Source organism: Sphingomonas sp. P3_C5 (assembly GCF_056402635.1).
Map to the genome: position 1 here is coordinate 389,551 of NZ_JBFUHA010000002.1, position 20,037 is coordinate 409,587.

Consider the following 20,037-nt stretch of genomic DNA (forward strand, 5'->3'; position numbering starts at 1 on the left):
TACCTCGCAAAATTAAACGCGCCTTACAGGCCCCCGGGGCACGGGCCCGGCACCCATTATGGGGCGGGGCGTCCGCCCCCAGCGCCCCGCCCCGCCTGGCGTCAGACGGCGCGTGCGCCGCCCGCCAGCCAGCGCGCGCAATCGGGGCCGAGCTCGATCACGCTGCGCGTCTCATAGGCCTTGTTGTCGGGCAGAGTCAGCGTGTCGCGCCAGCGGCCATTGACGCCCTTGTTGATGAAGGTCTCGGCGCCGCCGTCCCAGAACACGCCGCCGAGCGGGGCGGACTTTGCGGCATTGGCCTTCATCCAGTCGAAGCTGCAATGCTCGACCATCGCCGGGAAGCGCGCCGCGTCCACATCGATGTCGAGGAACTCGGCGATGCGCAGCATCTCGCCCACCAGGTCCTGTTTCAGGTCCTGATAATGGACGAGCATCACATTGGGCAGGTGCTTGACCGCCCACCAGCTCCGCACATTCTCCCAGAATGGCCAGAAGGGCGCGCCGTCATTGTCGAGCCAGTTCAGGAAATAGCGGCGCAGATCGGCATCGGCCGGCGGAACCGGCGGGCCGACCCGGCCCGGGGAGTCATTGATCGCCGCGAACCACGCCGCATTGGCGTTCACATGGTGGTTGTGCATGCTCCACATCACGTCGCGGCCATCGCGCGCGATATAGATGTACTTGGCGATCGGATCGAACACGAGCGCATCGACCGGCAAATGGGTCTTGAGGAAGCGGCGGTGCATCTGCGCCTCGATCTCGGGCAGCTTCACCTCCTTGGGCGGCACGCGCAGGTCGACCCAGGGCGAGAGCTCGGCGACATTCACCTCGGGATCGCCTTCGAAGATCAGCTGGCCGACAATCTGCTGCATCCAGGTCGTGCCGGACTTGCCATAGGTCGCGATGACGATGTCGTCGTCGCGAAAGGCGAAATCGTTCCAGATCGTCGAATCGAAATGATGATTGTGGAACTCGCGTGTCTTCACGGGCGCCTCAGGCGCCAGCTGCGTAGCCATCAGTCACTCCCTGCCGGGCCGTTCGGCCCTTTATTCGCCCCAGATACAGCCAGGCGACCGGACGAAAATAACGGTCGGACGCGTGCTGCCTGGGGGCGGGATGACCAAAAAGGGAGGGTGCGGCGACGCCCTTGCGTCAAGGATGCGACGAAACGACGAAGATGCGGCCGGGCGAGCCGGTACTCTCCACTGGTATCCTGACGCGCCTGACAGGTGTTTTGCCCCACCGCCATTGACGCGAGCGCCCCGAGCGCCGATATCAGCCGCGTTGGCACTCCCGCATCGCGAGTGCCAGATCGCTTCCGGCAGCGCTGGCTACCGCTTGTGAAAGCGACCCTTTTGGTCGCGGCCCAGCGTGGAGCATTGGCCCATGGCATTTCGTCCCCTGCACGACCGAGTCCTGGTGCGCCGCATCGAGGCTGCTGAAAAGACCGCCGGCGGCATCATCATTCCCGAAACCGCCAAGGAAAAGCCGCAAGAGGGCGAGATCGTCTCGGTCGGCACCGGGCTCCGTCTCGAGAACGGCACCATCGTTCCGCTCGACGTCAAGGCCGGCGACAAAATCCTGTTCGGCAAATGGTCCGGCACCGAGGTCAAGCTCGGCGGCGAGGACCTGCTGATCATGAAGGAAAGCGATCTGCTCGGAATTCTCGGCTGATCTGAGCCGTCACCCCGGCGGAGGCCGGGGCCGCTGCGTTGCGACGCGCGACCTTCATTCCATAGCGCCCTGGCCTCCACCGGGGCGACGACAAGGATTTGCACCATGGCAGCCAAAGACGTGAAATTCTCCCGCGACGCGCGCGAAGCGATCACCCGCGGCGTCGATATCCTCGCCAACACCGTGCGCGTGACGCTTGGGCCGAAGGGCCGCAACGTCGTGCTCGACAAGGGATATGGCGCGCCGCGCATCACCAAGGACGGCGTCACCGTCGCCAAGGAGATCACGCTCAGCAACAAGTTCGAGAATATGGGCGCGCAGATGCTCCGCGCGGTCGCGTCCAAGACGCATGACCATGCCGGTGACGGCACCACCACCGCCACTGTGCTCGCCCAGGCGATCGTGCGCGAGGGGATGAAGTCGGTTTCGGCCGGCATCAGCCCGATGGACCTGAAGCGCGGCATCGATCTCGCGGTCGCGGCGGTGGTCGAGGATCTGAAGGCGCGCTCCAAGCCCGTCTCGGGCACTGACGAAATCGCCCAGGTAGGTATCATCTCCGCCAATGGCGACGAGGAGATCGGCCGCAAGATCGCCGAAGCGATGGAGAAGGTCGGCAAGGAAGGCGTGATCACCGTCGAGGATGGCAGCGGCCTGGAGTTCGAGCTCGAAGTCGTCGAGGGCATGCAATTCGATCGCGGCTATCTCTCGCCCTATTTCGTCACCAATGCCGAGAAGATGTCGGTCGAACTCATCGATCCGTACATCCTCCTTCACGAGAAGAAGCTCGGCGATCTCAATGCCCTGCTGCCGATCCTCGAGGCCGTCGTCCAGTCGGGCCGGCCGCTCCTCATCATCGCTGAGGATATCGAGGGCGATGCGCTCGCCACCCTCGTGGTCAACAAGCTGCGCGGCGGGCTGAAGGTCGCGGCCGTCAAGGCGCCCGGCTTCGGCGATCGCCGCAAGGCGATGATCGAGGACATCTCGATCCTCACCGCCGGCCAGACCGTCTCCGAGGAGCTCGGCATGAAGCTGGAAGGCGTAACGCTCGACATGCTCGGCAGCGCCAAGCGCGTCACGATCGACAAGGACACGACGACGATCATCGACGGTGCCGGCACTGCCGACGCGATCAAGGGTCGGGTCGAGGCGATCCGCCAGCAGATCGAGAACACGACGTCGGACTATGACAAGGAGAAGCTCCAGGAGCGCCTTGCCAAGCTTTCGGGCGGCGTCGCGATCATCCGGGTCGGCGGCTCGACCGAAGTCGAGGTGACTGAACGCAAGGACCGCGTCGACGACGCGCTCCACGCGACCCGCGCCGCGGTCGAGGAAGGCATCGTCCCCGGTGGCGGCACCGCTTTGCTCTATGCGAGCCGTGCGCTGGCCAGCCTCAAGGGCGCGAATGACGACCAGACCCGCGGCATCGACATCATCCGCCAGGCGCTCCAGGCGCCGATCCGCCAGATCGCGCAGAATGCCGGGCATGACGGCGGCGTCGTTGCGGGGCGGCTGATCGAGGGCAATGATCAGGAGTTCGGCTTCAACGCGCAGACCGAGGTGTACGAGAACCTCGTCCAGGCCGGCGTGATCGATCCGACCCTGGTTGTGCGCTCGGCCCTTCAGGATGCGGCGTCGATCGCGGGATTGCTGATCACCACCGAGGCGGCGATCGCCGACTGGGTCGAAGACAGCGCCGATACCGCCACTACGGGTGGATACTGACCTAACTCCCTCTCCCCTTGTGGGAGAGGGAAGGGGCCCATCGCGTAGCGATGGGAAGGGTGAGGGGGACTCTGATTGATGTCCCGAACCTCACGCCCCCTCATCCGGCCCTTCGGGCCACCTTCTCCCACAGGGGGAGAAGGATTTTGGGGCGTGCACCGAACTGGGCCGCAAAAAATAGAAGGAGAACCCTATGTCTAGAATTCCCGTAAAGCCCTTCCTGATCCAGAAGAATGAGGAAGGCAACTACCGCCTCACCGTGCGTGACACGCGGTATAATTCGCAACACTACCCGATCGTCACCTCGACGCTGCAGGATGAAGTGTTCCCGACCGCGACTGCGGCCCGCGCGCACGCCAAGGAGCATTTCGGCGCTGAGCCCGGCCAATACGCGGCCAAATAGCTCAGGCCTGCACGCGCATCGCCATCGCTTCGCCGATCGCGTTCCTGAGCTGGCTCGGCGTGAACGGCTTGTTGAGGGTGACGACGTCTTCGTTCGAGAGGTCGAGACCCTCGTCATCGGCATAGCCGGTGATGATGATCGCGCTGAGCCCGGGCTTGATCTTCCGCGCCCGGCGGATGACCTCGGAACCCGACAGATGCGGCATCGCATAGTCGCTGATGATGAGCTGCACGTCGGGATCGGCGCGCAACGTCTCGAGGATCGTCATGCCGTCGGCCGCCACGGCAATGCTGTGGCCGAGATCGGCGAGCAGCGCCGCGGTCGTTTCGCGGACTCCGTCATGGTCATCCACCAGCAGGATATTGAGCGGCTCGGACGGCGCATGGACCGGGGCGGTTGCGCCGGTGCTGGGCGCGGCGGTGCTGCGCGGCGCTTCGGGCAGCCATAGCTCCACCCGTGTGCCTTCGCCCTCACGGCTCTCGATCCGCATCGCGCCGCCGGACTGGCTGGCGAAACCATAGACCATGCTGAGCCCGAGGCCGGTGCCCTTGCCGACCTCCTTGGTGGTGAAGAACGGTTCCATGACGCGCTCGAGCAGGTCGGCGGAAATGCCGCAGCCGTTATCCTCGACCGCGAGCATGACATAGCGACCCGGCTTCAGGCCAAGCTCGTCCTTTTGCTCCGCGACCGCGTTGCGGGCTGAAATCCGGATGGTGCCACCCTCGGGCATCGCGTCGCGCGCGTTGATCGCGAGGTTCATCAGCGCGAGCTCGAGCTGGCCTTCATCGGCATAGGGATGCGCGACCTCCGCATCGATATCCCAGGCGATCTCGACCAGGCCGCCCAGCGTGTGCGACAGCAGATTGCTGACCGCGATCGACAGCGACGTCACGTCGATCGCCGCCGGCTCCAGCTTCTGCTTGCGCGCAAAGGCGAGCAGGCGGGAGACCAGCTCGGCGCCCTGGCCCGCGGCATGCTGGGTCATTGCGAGCAGCTTGTGCTGCTCGTCGTTCATCGGCACCCGCCGCTCGATCAGCGCAAGGCCGCCGATCACCGCTGCCAGCAAATTGTTGAAATCATGCGCGATGCCGCCTGTCAGCTTGCCGATCGCATCCATCTTGCGGACATGGAGGAGCTGCGTCTCCAGATCCTTGCGCTCGGTCACGTCGAGCAGGGTGCCGGCATATTCCATCTGCTTGCCGTCCATGTCGCGCATCGGCACGGCCTGGTCGAGCACATGGCGATAGCGCCCGTCCGCATGCTGCCAGCGATATTCCATCGCCAGCGGTGCGCCGTGCGCCCGGCCCCTGAGCGCGGCTTCGACGCGATCCTTGTCCTCGGGGTGAAGCCGGTCGTGCCATAGCGTCGGGGTCCGCCGCACTTCCTCCAGCGGGAATCCCGTCATCGCAGTGAAATCGCCGCTGATCAGCTTCGGCACACGCGGGTAAACGCCCTCGGTCTCGAGATAGAGCAGAATCGGCAGCGACTGGATGATCGCGCCCTGGCGCTGCTCGGCCAGGCGCAGCTCGCGTTCGGCCCTAAGCCGCTCGCTATTGGCCCGGATCGTGGCGTCGAGCAGAGCCTGTTCGGCCTGTGCCTTGCGGCGGATCTCCAGCGTCATCTGAAACAGATCGACGAACACCGCCACCTTGGAGCGGAGCACGATCGGCTCGACCGGCTTGAACACATAATCGACCGCGCCCATCGAATAGCCGCGGATCAGATGCTCCATCTCCTTGTTGACGGCGGAGAGGAAGATGATCGGGATGCGCTTGGTCTGCTCGCGGCCGCGGATCATCCGCGCGACCTCATATCCATCCATGTCCGGCATATAGACGTCGAGCAGGATCACCGCGAATTCGCCGCGCAGCAGTTCGCGCAGCGCCTCATGGCCCGATTTTGCGACGACCACGTCGCCGACATCCTCCAGCACGGTGCGGATCGCGAGCAGGTTATGCTCATCGTCGTCGACCACCAGGATCCGCGACCGCGTGAGCGGTTCGGCGTCGACAACCTTCAGCAGGGGCGCCGTCTCCACCAGCGTCACAGGCTGCACCGCGAGATGCTGTTTACGTGGCACCGGGTCATTCCGCCGCCGTGCTCGCCCGCGCCGGCGTCGCCGGCGTGCGATCCCGCGAACGGGCGACCCATACGCGGAGCAGTGCGAGCAGAAGCTCGATGTCCACAGGCTTGGCGATATAGTCGGAGGCGCCGGCGTCGAGGCACTTCTGCCTGTCCCCCTTCATCGCCTTGGCCGTTACCGCGATCAGCGGAATATCGGCGAGTTCGGGGAGAGCCCGAATGCGCTGCATCGTTTCGTACCCGTCCATCTCGGGCATCATGATGTCGATCAGCGCCAGATCGATGCCCGGCGTCTGTTCGAGTATCAAAATGCCGTCTCTGCCACCCTCTGCGTGTACGACCTCGACGTCGTAGCTCTCCAATACGCTCGTCAGCGAGTAGATGTTCCGGATATCGTCATCGACGATCAGCATCTTCGATCCGGCGAGCTCAGGCACTGACGGCAGGCCGGCAGCGGCCTCCGCGCCGTCGATGACCACCAGGGTCGGTGCCGCGGGGCTGATGCGGGCGACACGCGCGAGATCGCGGAACACCGCCGTCAGCGTCTCCGGTGCGGCGGGCTTCTCGGTCACCCCGAACGCCCCCATATCCAGCGCCATGTCGAGCTTGTCCGCGCCGGACACGACATGGATCGGCAGATGCATGGTCTGCGGATCGTGCCGGAGCAGATCGAGCAGCACGAAGCCGTCGATGTCGGACAGGCCGAGATCGAGCGTGATCGCATTGGGCTGCAGCTTGCGTGCGAGCGCCAGGGTCCCGGCGCCTGCGGTGGAGACGACGCCCTTGAGCCCCGCCTCGCGCGCCAGGTCGAGCAGGATCGAAGCGAAGGTCGCATCGTCCTCGACGATCAGCACGAAGGGCGAATCCCCCAGCGTATCGCGGTCGTCGGTCACGTCGAGCTGCGCGGGCAGGGCGTTGGGCACGGTCGCGCCGCTATTGTCGTAACGCGCGGTCGTGGTCGTCGCGAGGCTGGTGCCCGGCGCTTCGGCCTGGAGCGGCACGAACAGGGTGAAGGTCGATCCCTCGCCGGGCTGCGACCGCACCTTGAGCTCGCCGCCGAGCAGCCGGGCGATCTCGCGGCTGATCGAGAGGCCGAGGCCGGTGCCGCCATATTTGCGGCTGGTGGTGCCGTCGGCCTGCTGGAACGCCTCGAAGATCAGCTTCTGCTTGTCCTGCGGAATGCCGATGCCGGTATCGGTGACGGCGATCTCGATCGCCTCGTCGGTATTGCGCAGCACCGGATGGTTGGTGCTCCACCCGGCGCGCGCGCTGCGCACCGACAGGGTGACGCTGCCATGCGAGGTGAATTTGAAGGCATTCGACAGCAGGTTGAGCACGACCTGTTGCAGTCGCTTCTCGTCGGTGCGGATCGCCGCCGGCAACTCGGCACCGAACTCGACCCGGAAATCGAGATTCTTGTCGGCGGCAAGCTGGCGGAAGGTCCGCTCCATATGCTGTTTGAGGCCACTCAACCGCATATCGCCGATCTCGATCGAGACGGTGCCGGATTCGATCTTGGACAGATCGAGAATGTCGTTGATCAGGTTGAGCAGATCCGATCCCGCCGAGTTGATCGTGCGTGCGAATTCGGTCTGCTTCTCGTTGAGATTGCCCTGCGGATTGTCCGCCAGCAGCTTCGACAGGATCAGCAGCGAGTTGAGCGGCGTACGCAACTCGTGCGACATGTTGGCGAGGAATTCGGACTTGTACTTGGAGGTGAGGGCAAGCTGTTCGGCCTTCTCCTCGACCGCGCGCCGCGCCATCTCGATTTCGAGGTTCTTCGCCTCGACCTGTTTCTTCTCGTTCTCGAGCAGCTGCGCTTTTTCCTGCAGTTCCTCGTTGGTTGCGTGAAGCTCTTCCTGCTTTGTGGTAAGCTCGGTCTGACGTGCCTGAAGCTCCTGGGTCAGCAGCTGGGACTGCTTCAGCAGGCCCTCGGTCCGCATCGTCGCCGCGATTGTGTTGAGCACGATGCCGACCGATTCCATCAGCTGGTCGAGGAAGCTTTGATGGGTCTCGTTGAACTCGCTGAATGAGGCGAGCTCGATCACCGCCTTCACTTCGTCCTCGAACAGCGCGGGCAGGATGTTGACATGCGCCGGCGCGGCATGGCCGAGCCCTGAGCCGATCCGGATGAAATCGGCCGGCGCGTTCTTCAGCAGGATCGGCCGCTTGTCCGCTGCCGCCTGGCCGACCAGCCCCTCGCGCAGCTTGAACTCGCGCTTGAGCGAGTCGCGATTCTCGGCGCCATAGCTTGCCGCCAGTTCGAGCACCGTCTCATCGGTATCGCGGTTGGTGACGTAGAACACGCCGTACTGAGCATCCACCAGCGGCGCGAGCTCGGACATGATCAGGTTCGAAACCGTGGTCAGATCGCGCTCGCCCTGCAGCATGCGCGAGAAGCGGGCGAGGTTGGTCTTCAGCCAGTCCTGCTCGGCATTTTTGAGCGTCTGCTCCTTCAGGTTGCGGATCATCTCGTTGATGTTGTCCTTGAGCGAAGCCATTTCGCCCGAGGCTTCCACCGCGATCGATCGCGTCAGATCGCCCTTGGTCACCGCGGTCGCCACATCGGCGATCGAGCGTACCTGGTTGGTCAGGTTCGCGGCGAGCTGGTTGACGTTGTCGGTCAGGTCGCGCCACAGGCCCGCCGCGCCCGGCACGCGCGCCTGGCCGCCCAATCGGCCTTCGATGCCGACCTCGCGCGCCATGTTGGTCACCTGATCGCCGAAGGTCGAGAGCGTCTCGATCATGCCGTTGATCGTGTCGGCCAAAGCCGCGATCTCGCCCTTGGCGTCCACCGCCAGCTTGCGCTTGAGGTTGCCCTGCGCAACCGCCGTCACCACGTCGGCGATGCCGCGCACCTGGTTGGTGAGGTTGGTCGCCATCAGGTTCACGTTGTCGGTCAGATCCTTCCACGTGCCGCCGACGCCCGGCACCTGCGCCTGGCCGCCAAGCTTGCCCTCGGTGCCGACCTCGCGCGCCACGCGCGTCACTTCCGAGGCGAAGCCGTTGAGCTGATCGACCATGACGTTGATGGTGTTCTTCAGCTCGAGGATCTCGCCCTTCACGTCGACGGTGATCTTCTTGGAAAGATCGCCCTTCGCCACCGCGGTCGTCACTTCGGCGATGTTGCGGACCTGGCCGGTGAGGTTGTCGGCCATCAGGTTGACGTTGTCGGTGAGGTCCTTCCAGGTGCCGGCGACATCGCGCACCTGCGCCTGACCGCCCAGCTTGCCCTCGGTACCGACCTCGCGCGCCACGCGCGTCACCTCGGAGGCGAAGGAGTTCAGCTGATCCACCATCGTATTGATGGTGTCCTTCAGTTCGAGGATCTCGCCCTTCACATCGACGGTGATCTTCTTGGAAAGATCGCCCAGCGCCACGGCGGTGGTCACCTCGGCGATGTTGCGGACCTGGCCGGTCAGGTTCGCGGCGAGCTCGTTCACATTGTCGGTCAGATCCTTCCAGGTGCCGCCGACGCCCTCAACCTTCGCCTGTCCGCCAAGCTTGCCTTCCGAGCCCACTTCGCGCGCCACGCGGGTCACTTCGGAGGCGAAGGAATTGAGCTGATCGACCATCACGTTGATGGTGTCCTTCAGCTCGAGGATCTCGCCCTTCACGTCGACTGTGATCTTCTTGGAAAGGTCGCCGCGCTGCACAGCGGTCGTCACCTCGGCGATGTTGCGGACCTGGCCGGTCAGATTGCCCGCCATCAAGTTCACGTTGTCGGTGAGATCCTTCCACGTGCCGGCGACGCCTTCCACCTGCGCCTGACCTCCGAGCTTGCCCTCCGAACCCACTTCGCGCGCCACGCGCGTCACCTCGGAGGCGAAGCCGTTGAGCTGATCGACCATCGTGTTGATCGTGTTCTTCAGCTCGAGGATCTCGCCCTTCACATCGACGGTGATCTTCTTCGACAGATCGCCCTTCGCCACGGCGGTCGTCACATCGGCGATGTTGCGGACCTGACCGGTGAGGTTCGCGGCCATCAAATTCACATTGTCGGTGAGATCGGCCCAGGTGCCCGCGACGCCCGGCACCTGCGCCTGGCCGCCGAGCTTGCCCTCGGTACCGACCTCGCGCGCCACGCGTGTCACTTCGGACGCGAAGCCGTTGAGCTGGTCGACCATGGTGTTGATGGTGTTCTTGAGCTCGAGAATCTCGCCCTTCACGTCCACCGTGATCTTCTTGGACAGATCGCCCGAAGCGACCGCCGTGGTCACATCAGCGATGTTACGGACCTGGCCGGTCAGGTTCGCGGCCATCAAATTCACATTGTCGGTGAGATCGGCCCAGGTGCCCGCGACGCCCGGCACCTGCGCCTGGCCGCCCAGCTTGCCTTCGGTGCCGACCTCGCGCGCCACGCGCGTCACCTCGGAGGCGAAGCCGTTGAGCTGATCGACCATGGTGTTGATCGTGTTCTTGAGCTCGAGGATCTCGCCCTTCACATCGACGGTGATCTTCTTCGACAGATCGCCCGACGCCACGGCAGTCGTCACCTCGGCGATGTTGCGAACCTGGCCGGTGAGATTGTCAGCCATCAGGTTGACGTTGTCGGTCAAATCCTTCCACGTACCGGCGACGCCTTCCACGCGGGCCTGACCGCCGAGCTTGCCTTCGGTACCGACTTCGCGCGCCACGCGCGTGACCTCGGACGCGAACGAGTTGAGCTGGTCGACCATGGTGTTGATCGTGTTCTTCAGCTCGAGGATCTCGCCCTTCACCTCGACCGTGATCTTCTTCGACAGATCGCCCGATGCCACCGCGGTGGTCACCTCGGCGATGTTGCGCACCTGGCCCGTAAGGTTGGTCGCCATCGCGTTGACGTTGTCGGTGAGGTCCTTCCAGGTGCCGGCAACGCCCTTCACCGTCGCCTGGCCACCGAGCTTGCCCTCGGTGCCCACCTCGCGCGCCACGCGCGTCACTTCGGAGGCGAAGGAGGCGAGCTGCTCGACCATGGTGTTCACCACCTTGCCGATGCGCAGGAATTCACCCCGCAATGGCCGGCCGTCGATCTCGACCGTCATCGATTGGGAGAGATCGCCCTTGGCAACCGCGCCGATCACGCGGGCGACTTCGGCGGTCGGCTGCACCATGTCCTCGATCAGGTCGTTGATCGAGCGGATCGCGCTTTCCCAGCCGCCGGTGGCGTTCTTCACCCGGCCGCGCTGGTTGATCTTGCCTTCCTTGCCGACGACCTTGGACAGCCGTTCGAACTCCTCGGTCATCTGCTCGTTCAGGCCGACGACTTCGTTGAAGAGCTGGGCAAGCTCGGCATCAGGCCCGGAAAGATCATCGGGCAGGCGAATGGAGAAATCGCCGCGGCGCAGGCTGCGAAACGCGGAGACGAGCTGACGGCGGTCGAGAAACTCGCGGGGTGCTTCGATATTCACCTGTTACTCCCTGACGTTTTTCTCCCCCCGCCAGACGCGGCCCCCCGGCCTTTGATAGATGTTGGTGATGCATGATAACGCGACCGAAAATGATCGCCACAACATTTATTGCCCTCGAAAACCGGCTAGTGTCCCGGGATTGTGTCGGAAAAACCCTAACAGCATCTTGATCGCGCAAAGCGGCTCCGGTCTCATTTGTCGGACGCCCCGCCGGCACGGTGTCGCTCGCCACGAAGCGTATCGGCGCGTGGCTGGAGCAGGTTGCGCCTGGCGATGATGCCGAGCAGCATCCCGCCATCAGGGTCGATCACGCAGACTCGGCCGATATCCTCCGTGATCATGAGGTTGGCGACGTCGCTTGCCGGCGTCGCCGGGTAGACCGCCGGCATTGAGATGTCGGACAGCTGATCGCCCAACGTCACCTCGGCCGGCAGCTCCGCCTGGCGCCAGCGCAGCGCGTCGGATCGCGATGCGATACCACGCGGGCGGCCCTGTGCATCGACCACGGGATAGCTGCGGTGTCGCGCGCGCTGCTCGAAAAAGGCGATCGCGTCGCGCACGCTCATCGCCTCGGGCAGCGTTTCCGGGGCTTCAGTCATGATCTGCCCCGCCTGAGTCAGTGCGAGCGGATCGATGCTGTACTCCTGCAGCACGTGGCGGCCGCGTCGCGAGATCTTCTCGGTCAGGATCGACCGCCTGAGCAACAGCACGGCGACCGCGTAGGCGGCGCCCGACGCGGCCAGCGTGACGGGCAGGGCGTCGAAACGGCCGGTGAGCTCGACCGCGAACACGGCTGCGGTCAAGGGCGCTCGCATCGCCGCACCCATCACGCCAGCCATGCCGAGCAGCGCCCAGGTGCCGGAGCCGCCCGGCAGCCACTGGCCGGCGATCGCGCCGAGCGACCCGCCAAGGATCAGCAACGGCGCCAGCACGCCGCCCGACGTGCCCGACCCGAGCGCAACCAGCCAGACGATCGCCTTCGCCGCCAGCAGGATGACGATCGCCTTCAGCGCCAGCGAACCGTCGAGCAGTGCCTGGATGCTGTTATAGCCTGCACCGAGCACCCGCGGCTCGATCAGGCCGCCAAGCCCGACCACGACCGCGCCGAGTGCCGGCCACCACATCCAGTGGACCGGCAAGCGGTGGAACAGGTCCTCGATCCGGTAAAGCGCGAGCGACAGCAGCACCGCGAGCAGGCCGGCCGCTAGCCCCAGCACGCCGGCCAGGATCAGGGTCTCGGCATTGGTCGTCACGATGCCAGCAAAGGGGAACAGCGCGCCGCTGCCGATCAGCAATGGCCGCCAGGCGAGCGCCGCAAGCGACGACACCATCACCGGCACGAAGCTGCGCGGCTTCCATTCGAACAGCATCACCTCGATCGCGAGCAGGATCGCGGCTGCGGGCGTGCCGAAGATCCCGGTCATCCCGGCCGCGGCACCGGCGACCAGCAGGGTCTTGCGCTCGGCGGCGGTGAGGTGGAAGCACTGCGCGAACAGCGACCCGATCGCCGCGCCGGTCATGATGATCGGCCCCTCGGCACCGAACGGACCGCCGCTGCCGATCGAGATGGCCGACGAGATCGGTTTCAGGATGGCAACCTTCAGCGACAGTCGGCTCTCGCCGTAGAGGATCGCCTCGATCGCCTCAGGGATGCCGTGTCCGCGGATCTTGTCCGATCCGAACCGCGCCATCAGCCCGATGATCAGGCTGCCGATCACTGGAATGACGATCACCAGTGGCCCCGCCGCCGCATCGACGATCTGCGCCGGGCCTGCGGAGATCCGGCCGAACCAGGCGAGGTTGGTCACCAGCGCGATCAGATGGAGCAGCACCCAGGCGGCGGCGACCCCTCCGGTGCCGGTGACGACCGCCATCGCCGCAAGCAGCAGCATCCGCCGGTCGGCGCTGTGATCGGCGAGCCTGGGCTGATGGGCGACGATAGCGGCTTCACTGGAAGCATTGCCGGGAACGGGATGGGGGACTGACGGGTTCACGGCTTTCCTCTTGCCTGGAAACGGGCGCCAGCTATATCGCAGTCCGATATATTTCAAGCCGGCGACCGGCGGCTCAGGGAAGATCGCTTATGGCCGACGACGATGTCCGCGACGAAGATTATACGACGCTTGCGACCTTTCGCTACGAGCTGCGCACCTTCCTGCATTTCAGCGAGAATGCCGCGGCCGAGGCTGGCCTCACCGCGCAGCAGTACCAGGCACTGCTTGCGCTCCGCGGGGTGCCGGGCGGCTCGATGCTGGTCGGCGAGCTGGCCGAACGGCTGTTGCTGCGGCCGCACAGCGCGAGCGGGCTGGTCGATCGGCTGATGGGGCTCGATCTGGTCGAACGCAGTCGCGGGGACGATGATCGCCGCCAGGTCCGCATTCTATTGACCGAGACTGGGCGAAAGGTCCTTGCGTCGCTCGCCGCCAGCCACCGCGCTGAGCTCAGGCGTTTGCGGCCATTGCTGACGGAACTGATGCGCCGCCTGTAAGTGAAGGACTCCCGATGACCAAAGCACCCCATGCCGAGACGATCGCGGCCGGCCACGGCATTGCCACCGACGCCGCATTCGGCGCGGTCTGCCCGCCACTGCACCTGTCGACGACATATGCGTTCGAGGGATTCGAGCGCCCCGGCCGTTATGATTACGGGCGCGCCGGCAATCCCAATCGCGACCTGCTCGCCGGCGCCCTGGCCGCGCTCGAGGGTGGGGCAGGGGCCGTCGTCACATCTTCGGGCATGGCGGCGATCGATCTACTGCTTGGCCAGCTCAGCCCGCTGAATCATGTCGTCGCGCAGCATGATTGCTATGGCGGCTCGCTCAGGCTGATGCAGGCTCGGGCGGGCAAGGGCCAGTTCCGGCTGAGCATCGTCAACATGGCCGAACCCGCTGCCCTCGACGCAGCACTGGCCGAGGGTGCTTCGCTCGTCATGATCGAAACGCCGAGCAACCCGTTGATGCGGATCATGGATATCCAGGACATCGCCGTCCGGGCAAAGGCGGCCGGTGCGCGGCTCGCGGTCGACAACACCTTCCTGTCGCCGGCGCTGCAGCGGCCGATCACGCTCGGCGCGGATTATGCGATCCACTCGACCACCAAATATCTCAACGGCCATAGCGATGTGATCGGCGGCGCGGTGGTGGCGGCCGATCCGGCGCAGGTGGAAGCGCTTGCAGTCTGGGCGAATGTCACCGGCGTGACCGGATCGCCCTTCGATGCCTGGCTGACCTTGCGCGGCTTGCGGACGCTCTTTCCCCGGATCGAGCGCCAGCAGCAAAGCGCTGCCCGAATTGCAACCTTCCTCGAAGGCCACCGGCTGGTCGGCAAGGTCCATTACCCGGGCCTCGCATCGCACCAGGGCCATGAGCTCGCCGCGCGCCAGCAACGCGGCTTCGGCGCGATGCTGAGCTTCGAGCTGAACGGCGGCAACGAAGAGATCCGCCGCTTCACTGAGGCGGTGCGCGTCTTCACCCTGGCTGAATCGCTCGGCGGGATCGAGAGCCTCGTCGCGCATCCGGCGACCATGACCCATGCCGAGATGGGAGTCGAAGGACGCAAGGGTGCCGGGATACGCGACAGCTTGCTGAGGCTGTCGATCGGCCTTGAACATGAGGACGATCTTGTCGCCGATCTCGACTACGCTTTGAGTCAGGTCTGAGTCAGCTCACTCAGCCGCCGGGACATCCCCGTCGCGGTGGAAACGGATGGTCCGCCCGAACCGCTCGAGCAGCAGGTCGCCCTTGTCGAGCACGAGCGGGGCCGCGCGGAAATCGGCCTTGCCGAGATCATTGGGTTCGAACCGGAAGCTCAGCCAATAGCCCTTGGCAGGGTCGATGCTGACCGGCTCGCCCTTCAGCTGGTACATCGGGAGGAACAGCCGGGCCGTGAGGGGAGGATCCTTCGCATCGATCGGCAGCGAGACGCCGTCATCGCTGAACTGCCTGCCCTCGGGCTCATGCTGCGCGAAGCTGAGCACCGCGTCGAAATATTGCAGCGACATGCCCTGAGGCCCTTCGAGGGACAGCCGCATGGTGCCCGCCGGTGCCGGCTTCTGGCCGAGCAAGACGAAGCGGGGCGGCGTGACCGGATCGCTGGTGAGCAGGACATGGTCGCCCTCCAGCACCCATGTCCCGACCCCCTCCTCATCGAGCGCGCCATAGGCCAGGCCGTAATGGAAACGCCCGTCGGCGGTCAGGATCAGCTCGGCCCCCATCTCCATCTGGTGGCCGTCATAATGGCCGACGAGTGAGGCTGGATTCTGAGCGAAGGCTGGCGATGTGATCATCGTGGCCATCAGGAATGCGAGCAGCAGGCGCATGGGCGACATCCTCTGGGCGAAAGCCTTGCCGATCGTACCGTGGAGATCGGCCGCTCGGCAAGTTTGCGACCCGCCGTCAGTCAACCCGTCCATAACGTTGCCGAAACTTTTTGCCGAGTTCCGCATTAACATACCTCAATTACAACACGGTCGGGCGCGCTACCGACCGTTTGGGGGCATGCGGAGGTTGAATGGCGAATTGTGCAACCGGCGTATCCGGTCTTGATGAAATCCTCGCAGGTGGCCTCGCGCGCGGCAGGTTGTTCCTGCTGGAGGGCAGCCCCGGCACCGGCAAGACGACGATCGCCACCCAGTTCCTCATGGCAGGAGCCGAGGCGGGCGAGAAAGTGCTCTACATCACCCTTTCGGAGACCGAGGACGAACTGCTCGACGGTGCGGCCTCTCACGGCTGGACCTTCAGCGACAATCTCGAGGTGTTCGAGCTTGTCCCGCCCGAGAGCCTGCTCGACGACGAGCAACAGCAGAGCCTGCTCTATTCCTCGGACCTCGAACTGGGCGAGACGACGAAGCGCATCTTCGAGACGTTCGAACAGATCAAGCCCTCGCGCGTGGTGCTCGACAGCCTGTCCGAGATCCGCCTGCTCGCGCAGAGCTCGCTCCGCTATCGCCGCCAGATCCTGGCGCTCAAGCATTATTTCTCGCGGCACGACGCAACCGTGCTGATGCTCGACGATCTCACCGCCGATGTCGGCGACAAGACCGTGCACAGCGTGGCCCACGCGGTGCTGCGCCTCGAGGAGCTCTCGCCCAATTACGGTGCCGAGCGGCGGCGCATGCGGGTGCTCAAATATCGCGGGCGGCGCTATCGCGGCGGCTATCATGACATGGTGATCGATACCGGCGGCGTGCGCGTCTTCCCGCGCCTCGTCTCGGCCGAGCATCGCGGCGGCTTCAAGCGCGAGACCGTCGCAATCGAGAACGCGTCGCTCAACGCGCTGATCGGCGGCGGCTTCGAGCGGGGCGCGAGCACGCTGGTCCTCGGGCCGTCGGGCACCGGCAAATCCTTGCTGGTGTTGAGCTTCGTCCAGGCAGCGGTCCGGCGCGGCGAGACGGCTGCGATGTTCGTGTTCGACGAGGAACTCGGCCTGTTGTTCGAGCGGGCCAGGGGGCTTGGCGTCGATCTGCAGGAGATGGTCGACAGCAACGGCCTGGTGATCGAGCAGATCGATGCGGCCGAACTGACGCCCGGCGAATTCTCGGAGCGGGTGCGCGGCTGTGTCGAGAAGCATGGCGCACGGACGGTGGTGATCGACAGCCTCAACGGCTTCCAGGCGGCGATGCCCGAGGAGCAGGCGCTGATCCTGCACATGCACGAGCTGCTGCAATATCTGAACCGCCAGGGCGCAATGACCTTCCTCACGGTGGCGCAGCACGGGCTGGTCGGCGATATGAAGTCGCCGGTCGATGTCACCTATCTTGCCGATACCGTCATCCTGTTGCGCTATTTCGAGGCGCGTGGCCGGGTGCGGCGGGCGATATCGGTCGTCAAGAAACGCACCGGCGCTCACGAGGACACGATCCGCGAGTTCATGATCGGCAGCAACGGCATCACGCTGGGCGAGCCGTTGACCAAATTCCAGGGCGTGTTGCGCGGTGTGCCGTCGTTGGTGAGCGATGGGGTAGGCGATGGGGCGGGCGCTGAGGGCCTGCTCGACATGGAACAGGCGTGATGGTCCGTTGAACCGCACCAATTCAAAAGAGGCGCTGATCCTCGCCCCGCGCGGGCGCGACGCACCGGTGGCGCAGGCGATGCTGCGCGAGGCGGGGCTCGCGGCCGAGGTCGCGCCCGATCTGCCGGGGCTGGTGCGGCAGCTGCGCTCCGGCGCCGGCTTCGCGGTCATCACCGAGGAATCGCTGCGCAGCACCGATCTGCGCGAGATCGCGGCCTTCATCGCCGAGCAGGCCGAATGGTCCGATTTCCCGTTCATCGTATTGACCGAGCGCGGCGGCGGGCTCGAGCGCAATCCGAGCGCGGTGCGGCTGCTCGAAGTGCTCGGCAACGTCACCTTTCTCGAACGGCCATTCCACCCGACCACGCTGATCAGCCTGGCGCGCGCGGCCCTCCGCGCGCGGTTGCGGCAATATGAGGCGCGGGCCCGGCTCGAGACGATCCGCGAGGGCCAGGAGCAGCTGCGGCTGGCGATGTCGGCGGGCGATCTCGGATCCTGGGTGTTCGACATCGAGACGCGCAGGTTCCAGGCCTCGACTGAATGCCTTGCGCATTTCGGCCGCGGCCCAGGCGATCCGGCGGATTATGAGACGCTGGTCGCGACCATCCACCCCGACGATCTCGAAAACCGCAACCGGCTGCTCGAACGGTCGATCGAGACGGGCGAGGATTATCACGGCGAATATCGCTGCATCTGGCCCGACGGATCGGTCCACTGGATCGAGACCCGCGGGCGGATGGAGCGAGGTGCCGACGGCAAGCCGCTGCGCCTGGTCGGCGTGTCGCACGACATCACTGACCGGCGCGATGCCGAGGCGGCCCTGCTCAAATTCGCGGCCGATCTCGAAAAGCGCGTCGAGCAGAGCGCGGCCGACCGCGAGGCTGTGTCGGCGCAGCTCCACGAGGCACAGAAGCTCGAGACGCTCGGCCAGCTCACCGGCGGCGTGGCGCATGATTTCAACAACCTGCTCACCCCCGTGATTGGCAATCTCGACATGCTGCGGCGCGTGCATGACGATGAGCGATCGCAGCGGCTGCTCGGCAGCGCGCTCGAAGCGGCKGAGCGCGCCAAGACCCTGGTCTCGCGGCTGCTCGCTTTCGCCCGCCGCCAGGTGCTCGAGGCCCGCCCGATCGATACCGTGCTGGTGATCGGCGGCATGCTCGATTTCATCCGCCGCACGATCGGGCCGCAGATCGATATCGTGCTCGATATGTCCGAGGATCTGCCCGCCGCGATGGTCGATCCCAACCAGCTCGAGCTCGCGCTGCTCAACCTCTCGGTCAATGCGCGCGACGCAATGCCCGATGGCGGACGGCTGTCGATCGCGGTTTCGGCCGAGGAGATCGAGGAGCACACAACCGCGCACAACACCGCGCCGCTCGCTAAAGGCCACTATATCGTGCTGCGCATCACTGACACCGGCACCGGCATGGACGAGGACACGCTGCGCCGCTGTGTCGAACCCTTCTACTCGACCAAGGGCGTGGGCAAGGGCACCGGGCTCGGCCTGTCGATGGTGCACGGCCTCGCCGCGCAATCGGGCGGCGCGCTGACGCTCAGATCGGCGCTGGGGGAGGGCACCACCGCCGAGCTATGGCTGCCGGTCGCCGAACTGCCCGCCGAAAAGATGGCGGCGCACCGCGACGACGTGATCGCCGAAATGCGCCCGCTCACCATCCTGCTGGTCGATGACGAGGAGCTGGTCCGGCACGGCACCGCCGAGATGCTGTCCGAGATGGGGCATGAGATCATCCAGGCCGGCTCCGGCGCCCAGGCGCTGCGGCTGCTGCGCGCGGGGCATTATGATGCGCTGGTGAGCGACTATCTGATGCCCGGCATGACCGGCATGGACCTCGCCGCCGAGGCGCGGCTGATCGTGCCCGGGCTGCCGGTACTGCTGATCTCCGGCTTTGCGGACGTGACCGAGGCGGACACCGGCGACATCCCGCGCCTGGCCAAGCCATTCCGCCAGGGCGAGCTGGTGCGGGCGCTGGCGCAGGTGATGGACGGCGTCGAGGCGGACGTGGCGCTGGTTTAGGGCTGGCTGCGTAGAATCGATCCATGGTGGAGTTGGCGCCAAGCTCCTCCTTCCTTCCCCAGCGAAGAGTTCTCGGGCCGGATCGTCCTCCGGACGATCCTTGAACATGCGGGGCATGTTCAACCCGGAACKGGGCCCAGTTGGGGACGATCATGGTGGGCGCTGCGCGCTGTGCCACAGTCGCGGCCACTCACTTTCTGTGATAGCCTTTTCAACGAGACAGCAGGAGATTCTCCGTGGGCACTCGACCACGCGATTTGTTTTTGGCCATCGCAAGAGAAACCAAGAGCTACATCCCGCTATGTGCCGAAATCACAACCTTGGCTGACCAAGGAGCGGACAAAGAATTCGTCCTGTCAGAACTATATGCGGCGCTGGAGGCTCTGACACTGCCAGATGAGGATGAAGCTGATGATGCCATCCGAGATACTATGGACTTTGTTGTAGGATTTTGCAGTGAGCATGCACGTATCAGGTTTCACGATGCATAATAGTTCTCGCGTTCGTGGGCAAAGCGATCCAGGGTGTCAGCATAACGATATAAGCGTGGTCTGAAGACCGCGGAACGGTGATTACCGAACCATCGCCCGCAATGGGTGGTCGGCTGAAAGCTCGATAGTCGGGATAAATGCCATTGGGCGCATTGGCATACACAACGCTCGATCTGTTAAGGTGACGCGTGCAAAAACCCCTTTCTCCATCGCATAACATATTGAATTG

13 protein-coding genes are annotated in these 20,037 nt (G+C 65.0%); 8 read left to right on the forward strand and 5 right to left on the reverse strand.

Annotated elements, in window-relative coordinates; all coding sequences use genetic code 11:
• Positions 1-101 precede the first annotated feature (101 nt).
• A complete protein-coding gene (locus AC1DVS_RS08105) occupies positions 102-1,016 on the reverse strand; it encodes a sulfotransferase domain-containing protein (RefSeq protein ID WP_478021904.1) in 915 nt (304 codons plus the stop codon).
• Between the two features lie 370 nt (positions 1,017-1,386).
• Here AC1DVS_RS08105 and groES point away from each other — a divergent pair, with 370 nt between their 5' ends.
• From groES to AC1DVS_RS08120, 3 genes are all read left to right on the forward strand, one after another.
• Positions 1,387-1,674, forward strand: a complete 288-nt coding sequence (groES, locus tag AC1DVS_RS08110; RefSeq protein ID WP_478021906.1) for a co-chaperone GroES — start codon at positions 1,387-1,389, stop codon at positions 1,672-1,674.
• Positions 1,675-1,779: 105 nt separating this feature from the next.
• On the forward strand, positions 1,780-3,396 hold the full coding sequence (gene groL / locus AC1DVS_RS08115; protein WP_478021907.1) for a chaperonin GroEL: 1,617 nt from the start codon (positions 1,780-1,782) through the stop codon (positions 3,394-3,396).
• A 193-nt stretch (positions 3,397-3,589) separates the two neighbouring features.
• Positions 3,590-3,799: a hypothetical protein gene (locus AC1DVS_RS08120; RefSeq protein ID WP_478021908.1), complete on the forward strand. Its 210-nt coding sequence runs from the start codon at positions 3,590-3,592 to the stop codon at positions 3,797-3,799.
• A gap of 1 nt (position 3,800) precedes the next feature.
• Here the strand turns inward: AC1DVS_RS08120 and AC1DVS_RS08125 are convergent, their stop codons facing one another.
• The 3 genes from AC1DVS_RS08125 to AC1DVS_RS08135 all read right to left on the reverse strand — a co-directional run bounded on the left by AC1DVS_RS08125 (position 3,801) and on the right by AC1DVS_RS08135 (position 13,163).
• A complete protein-coding gene (locus AC1DVS_RS08125; RefSeq protein ID WP_478021909.1) occupies positions 3,801-5,879 on the reverse strand; it encodes a response regulator in 2,079 nt (692 codons plus the stop codon).
• Between the two features lie 4 nt (positions 5,880-5,883).
• Complete coding sequence (locus AC1DVS_RS08130) at positions 5,884-11,271, reverse strand: HAMP domain-containing protein (protein ID WP_478021911.1); 5,388 nt, start codon at positions 11,269-11,271, stop codon at positions 5,884-5,886.
• Positions 11,272-11,462: 191 nt separating this feature from the next.
• Positions 11,463-13,163 carry a chloride channel protein gene (locus AC1DVS_RS08135; protein ID WP_478022113.1) on the reverse strand — a complete coding sequence of 567 codons (1,701 nt, stop codon included), beginning with the start codon at positions 13,161-13,163 and terminating at the stop codon, positions 11,463-11,465.
• 191 nt (positions 13,164-13,354) lie between these two features.
• Between AC1DVS_RS08135 and AC1DVS_RS08140 the strand changes: the two genes are divergently transcribed.
• Together AC1DVS_RS08140 and metB are read left to right on the forward strand one after the other, a co-directional pair.
• Positions 13,355-13,759, forward strand: a complete 405-nt coding sequence (locus AC1DVS_RS08140) for a MarR family winged helix-turn-helix transcriptional regulator (RefSeq protein ID WP_478021912.1) — start codon at positions 13,355-13,357, stop codon at positions 13,757-13,759.
• A 14-nt stretch (positions 13,760-13,773) separates the two neighbouring features.
• Positions 13,774-14,928, forward strand: a complete 1,155-nt coding sequence (gene metB / locus AC1DVS_RS08145; RefSeq protein ID WP_478021913.1) for a cystathionine gamma-synthase — start codon at positions 13,774-13,776, stop codon at positions 14,926-14,928.
• Positions 14,929-14,934: 6 nt separating this feature from the next.
• On the opposite strand, the gene AC1DVS_RS08150 is transcribed toward metB, so the two are convergent.
• The gene (locus AC1DVS_RS08150) at positions 14,935-15,588 is read right to left on the reverse strand and encodes a hypothetical protein (RefSeq protein ID WP_478021915.1); all 654 of its coding nucleotides are present in this window, start codon (positions 15,586-15,588) and stop codon (positions 14,935-14,937) included.
• Positions 15,589-15,779: 191 nt separating this feature from the next.
• On the opposite strand from AC1DVS_RS08150, the gene AC1DVS_RS08155 reads away from it, so the two are divergent.
• The 3 genes from AC1DVS_RS08155 (at position 15,780) to AC1DVS_RS08165 (ending at position 19,808) form a co-directional block, all read left to right on the forward strand.
• Positions 15,780-17,279 carry an ATPase domain-containing protein gene (locus AC1DVS_RS08155; RefSeq protein ID WP_478021916.1) on the forward strand — a complete coding sequence of 500 codons (1,500 nt, stop codon included), beginning with the start codon at positions 15,780-15,782 and terminating at the stop codon, positions 17,277-17,279.
• A gap of 7 nt (positions 17,280-17,286) precedes the next feature.
• A complete protein-coding gene (locus AC1DVS_RS08160) occupies positions 17,287-19,317 on the forward strand; it encodes an ATP-binding protein (protein ID WP_478021917.1) in 2,031 nt (676 codons plus the stop codon).
• Positions 19,318-19,553: 236 nt separating this feature from the next.
• Positions 19,554-19,808, forward strand: coding sequence for a hypothetical protein (locus tag AC1DVS_RS08165; RefSeq protein ID WP_478021919.1), 255 nt, complete (start codon positions 19,554-19,556; stop codon positions 19,806-19,808).
• Positions 19,809-20,037: the final 229 nt, after the last annotated feature.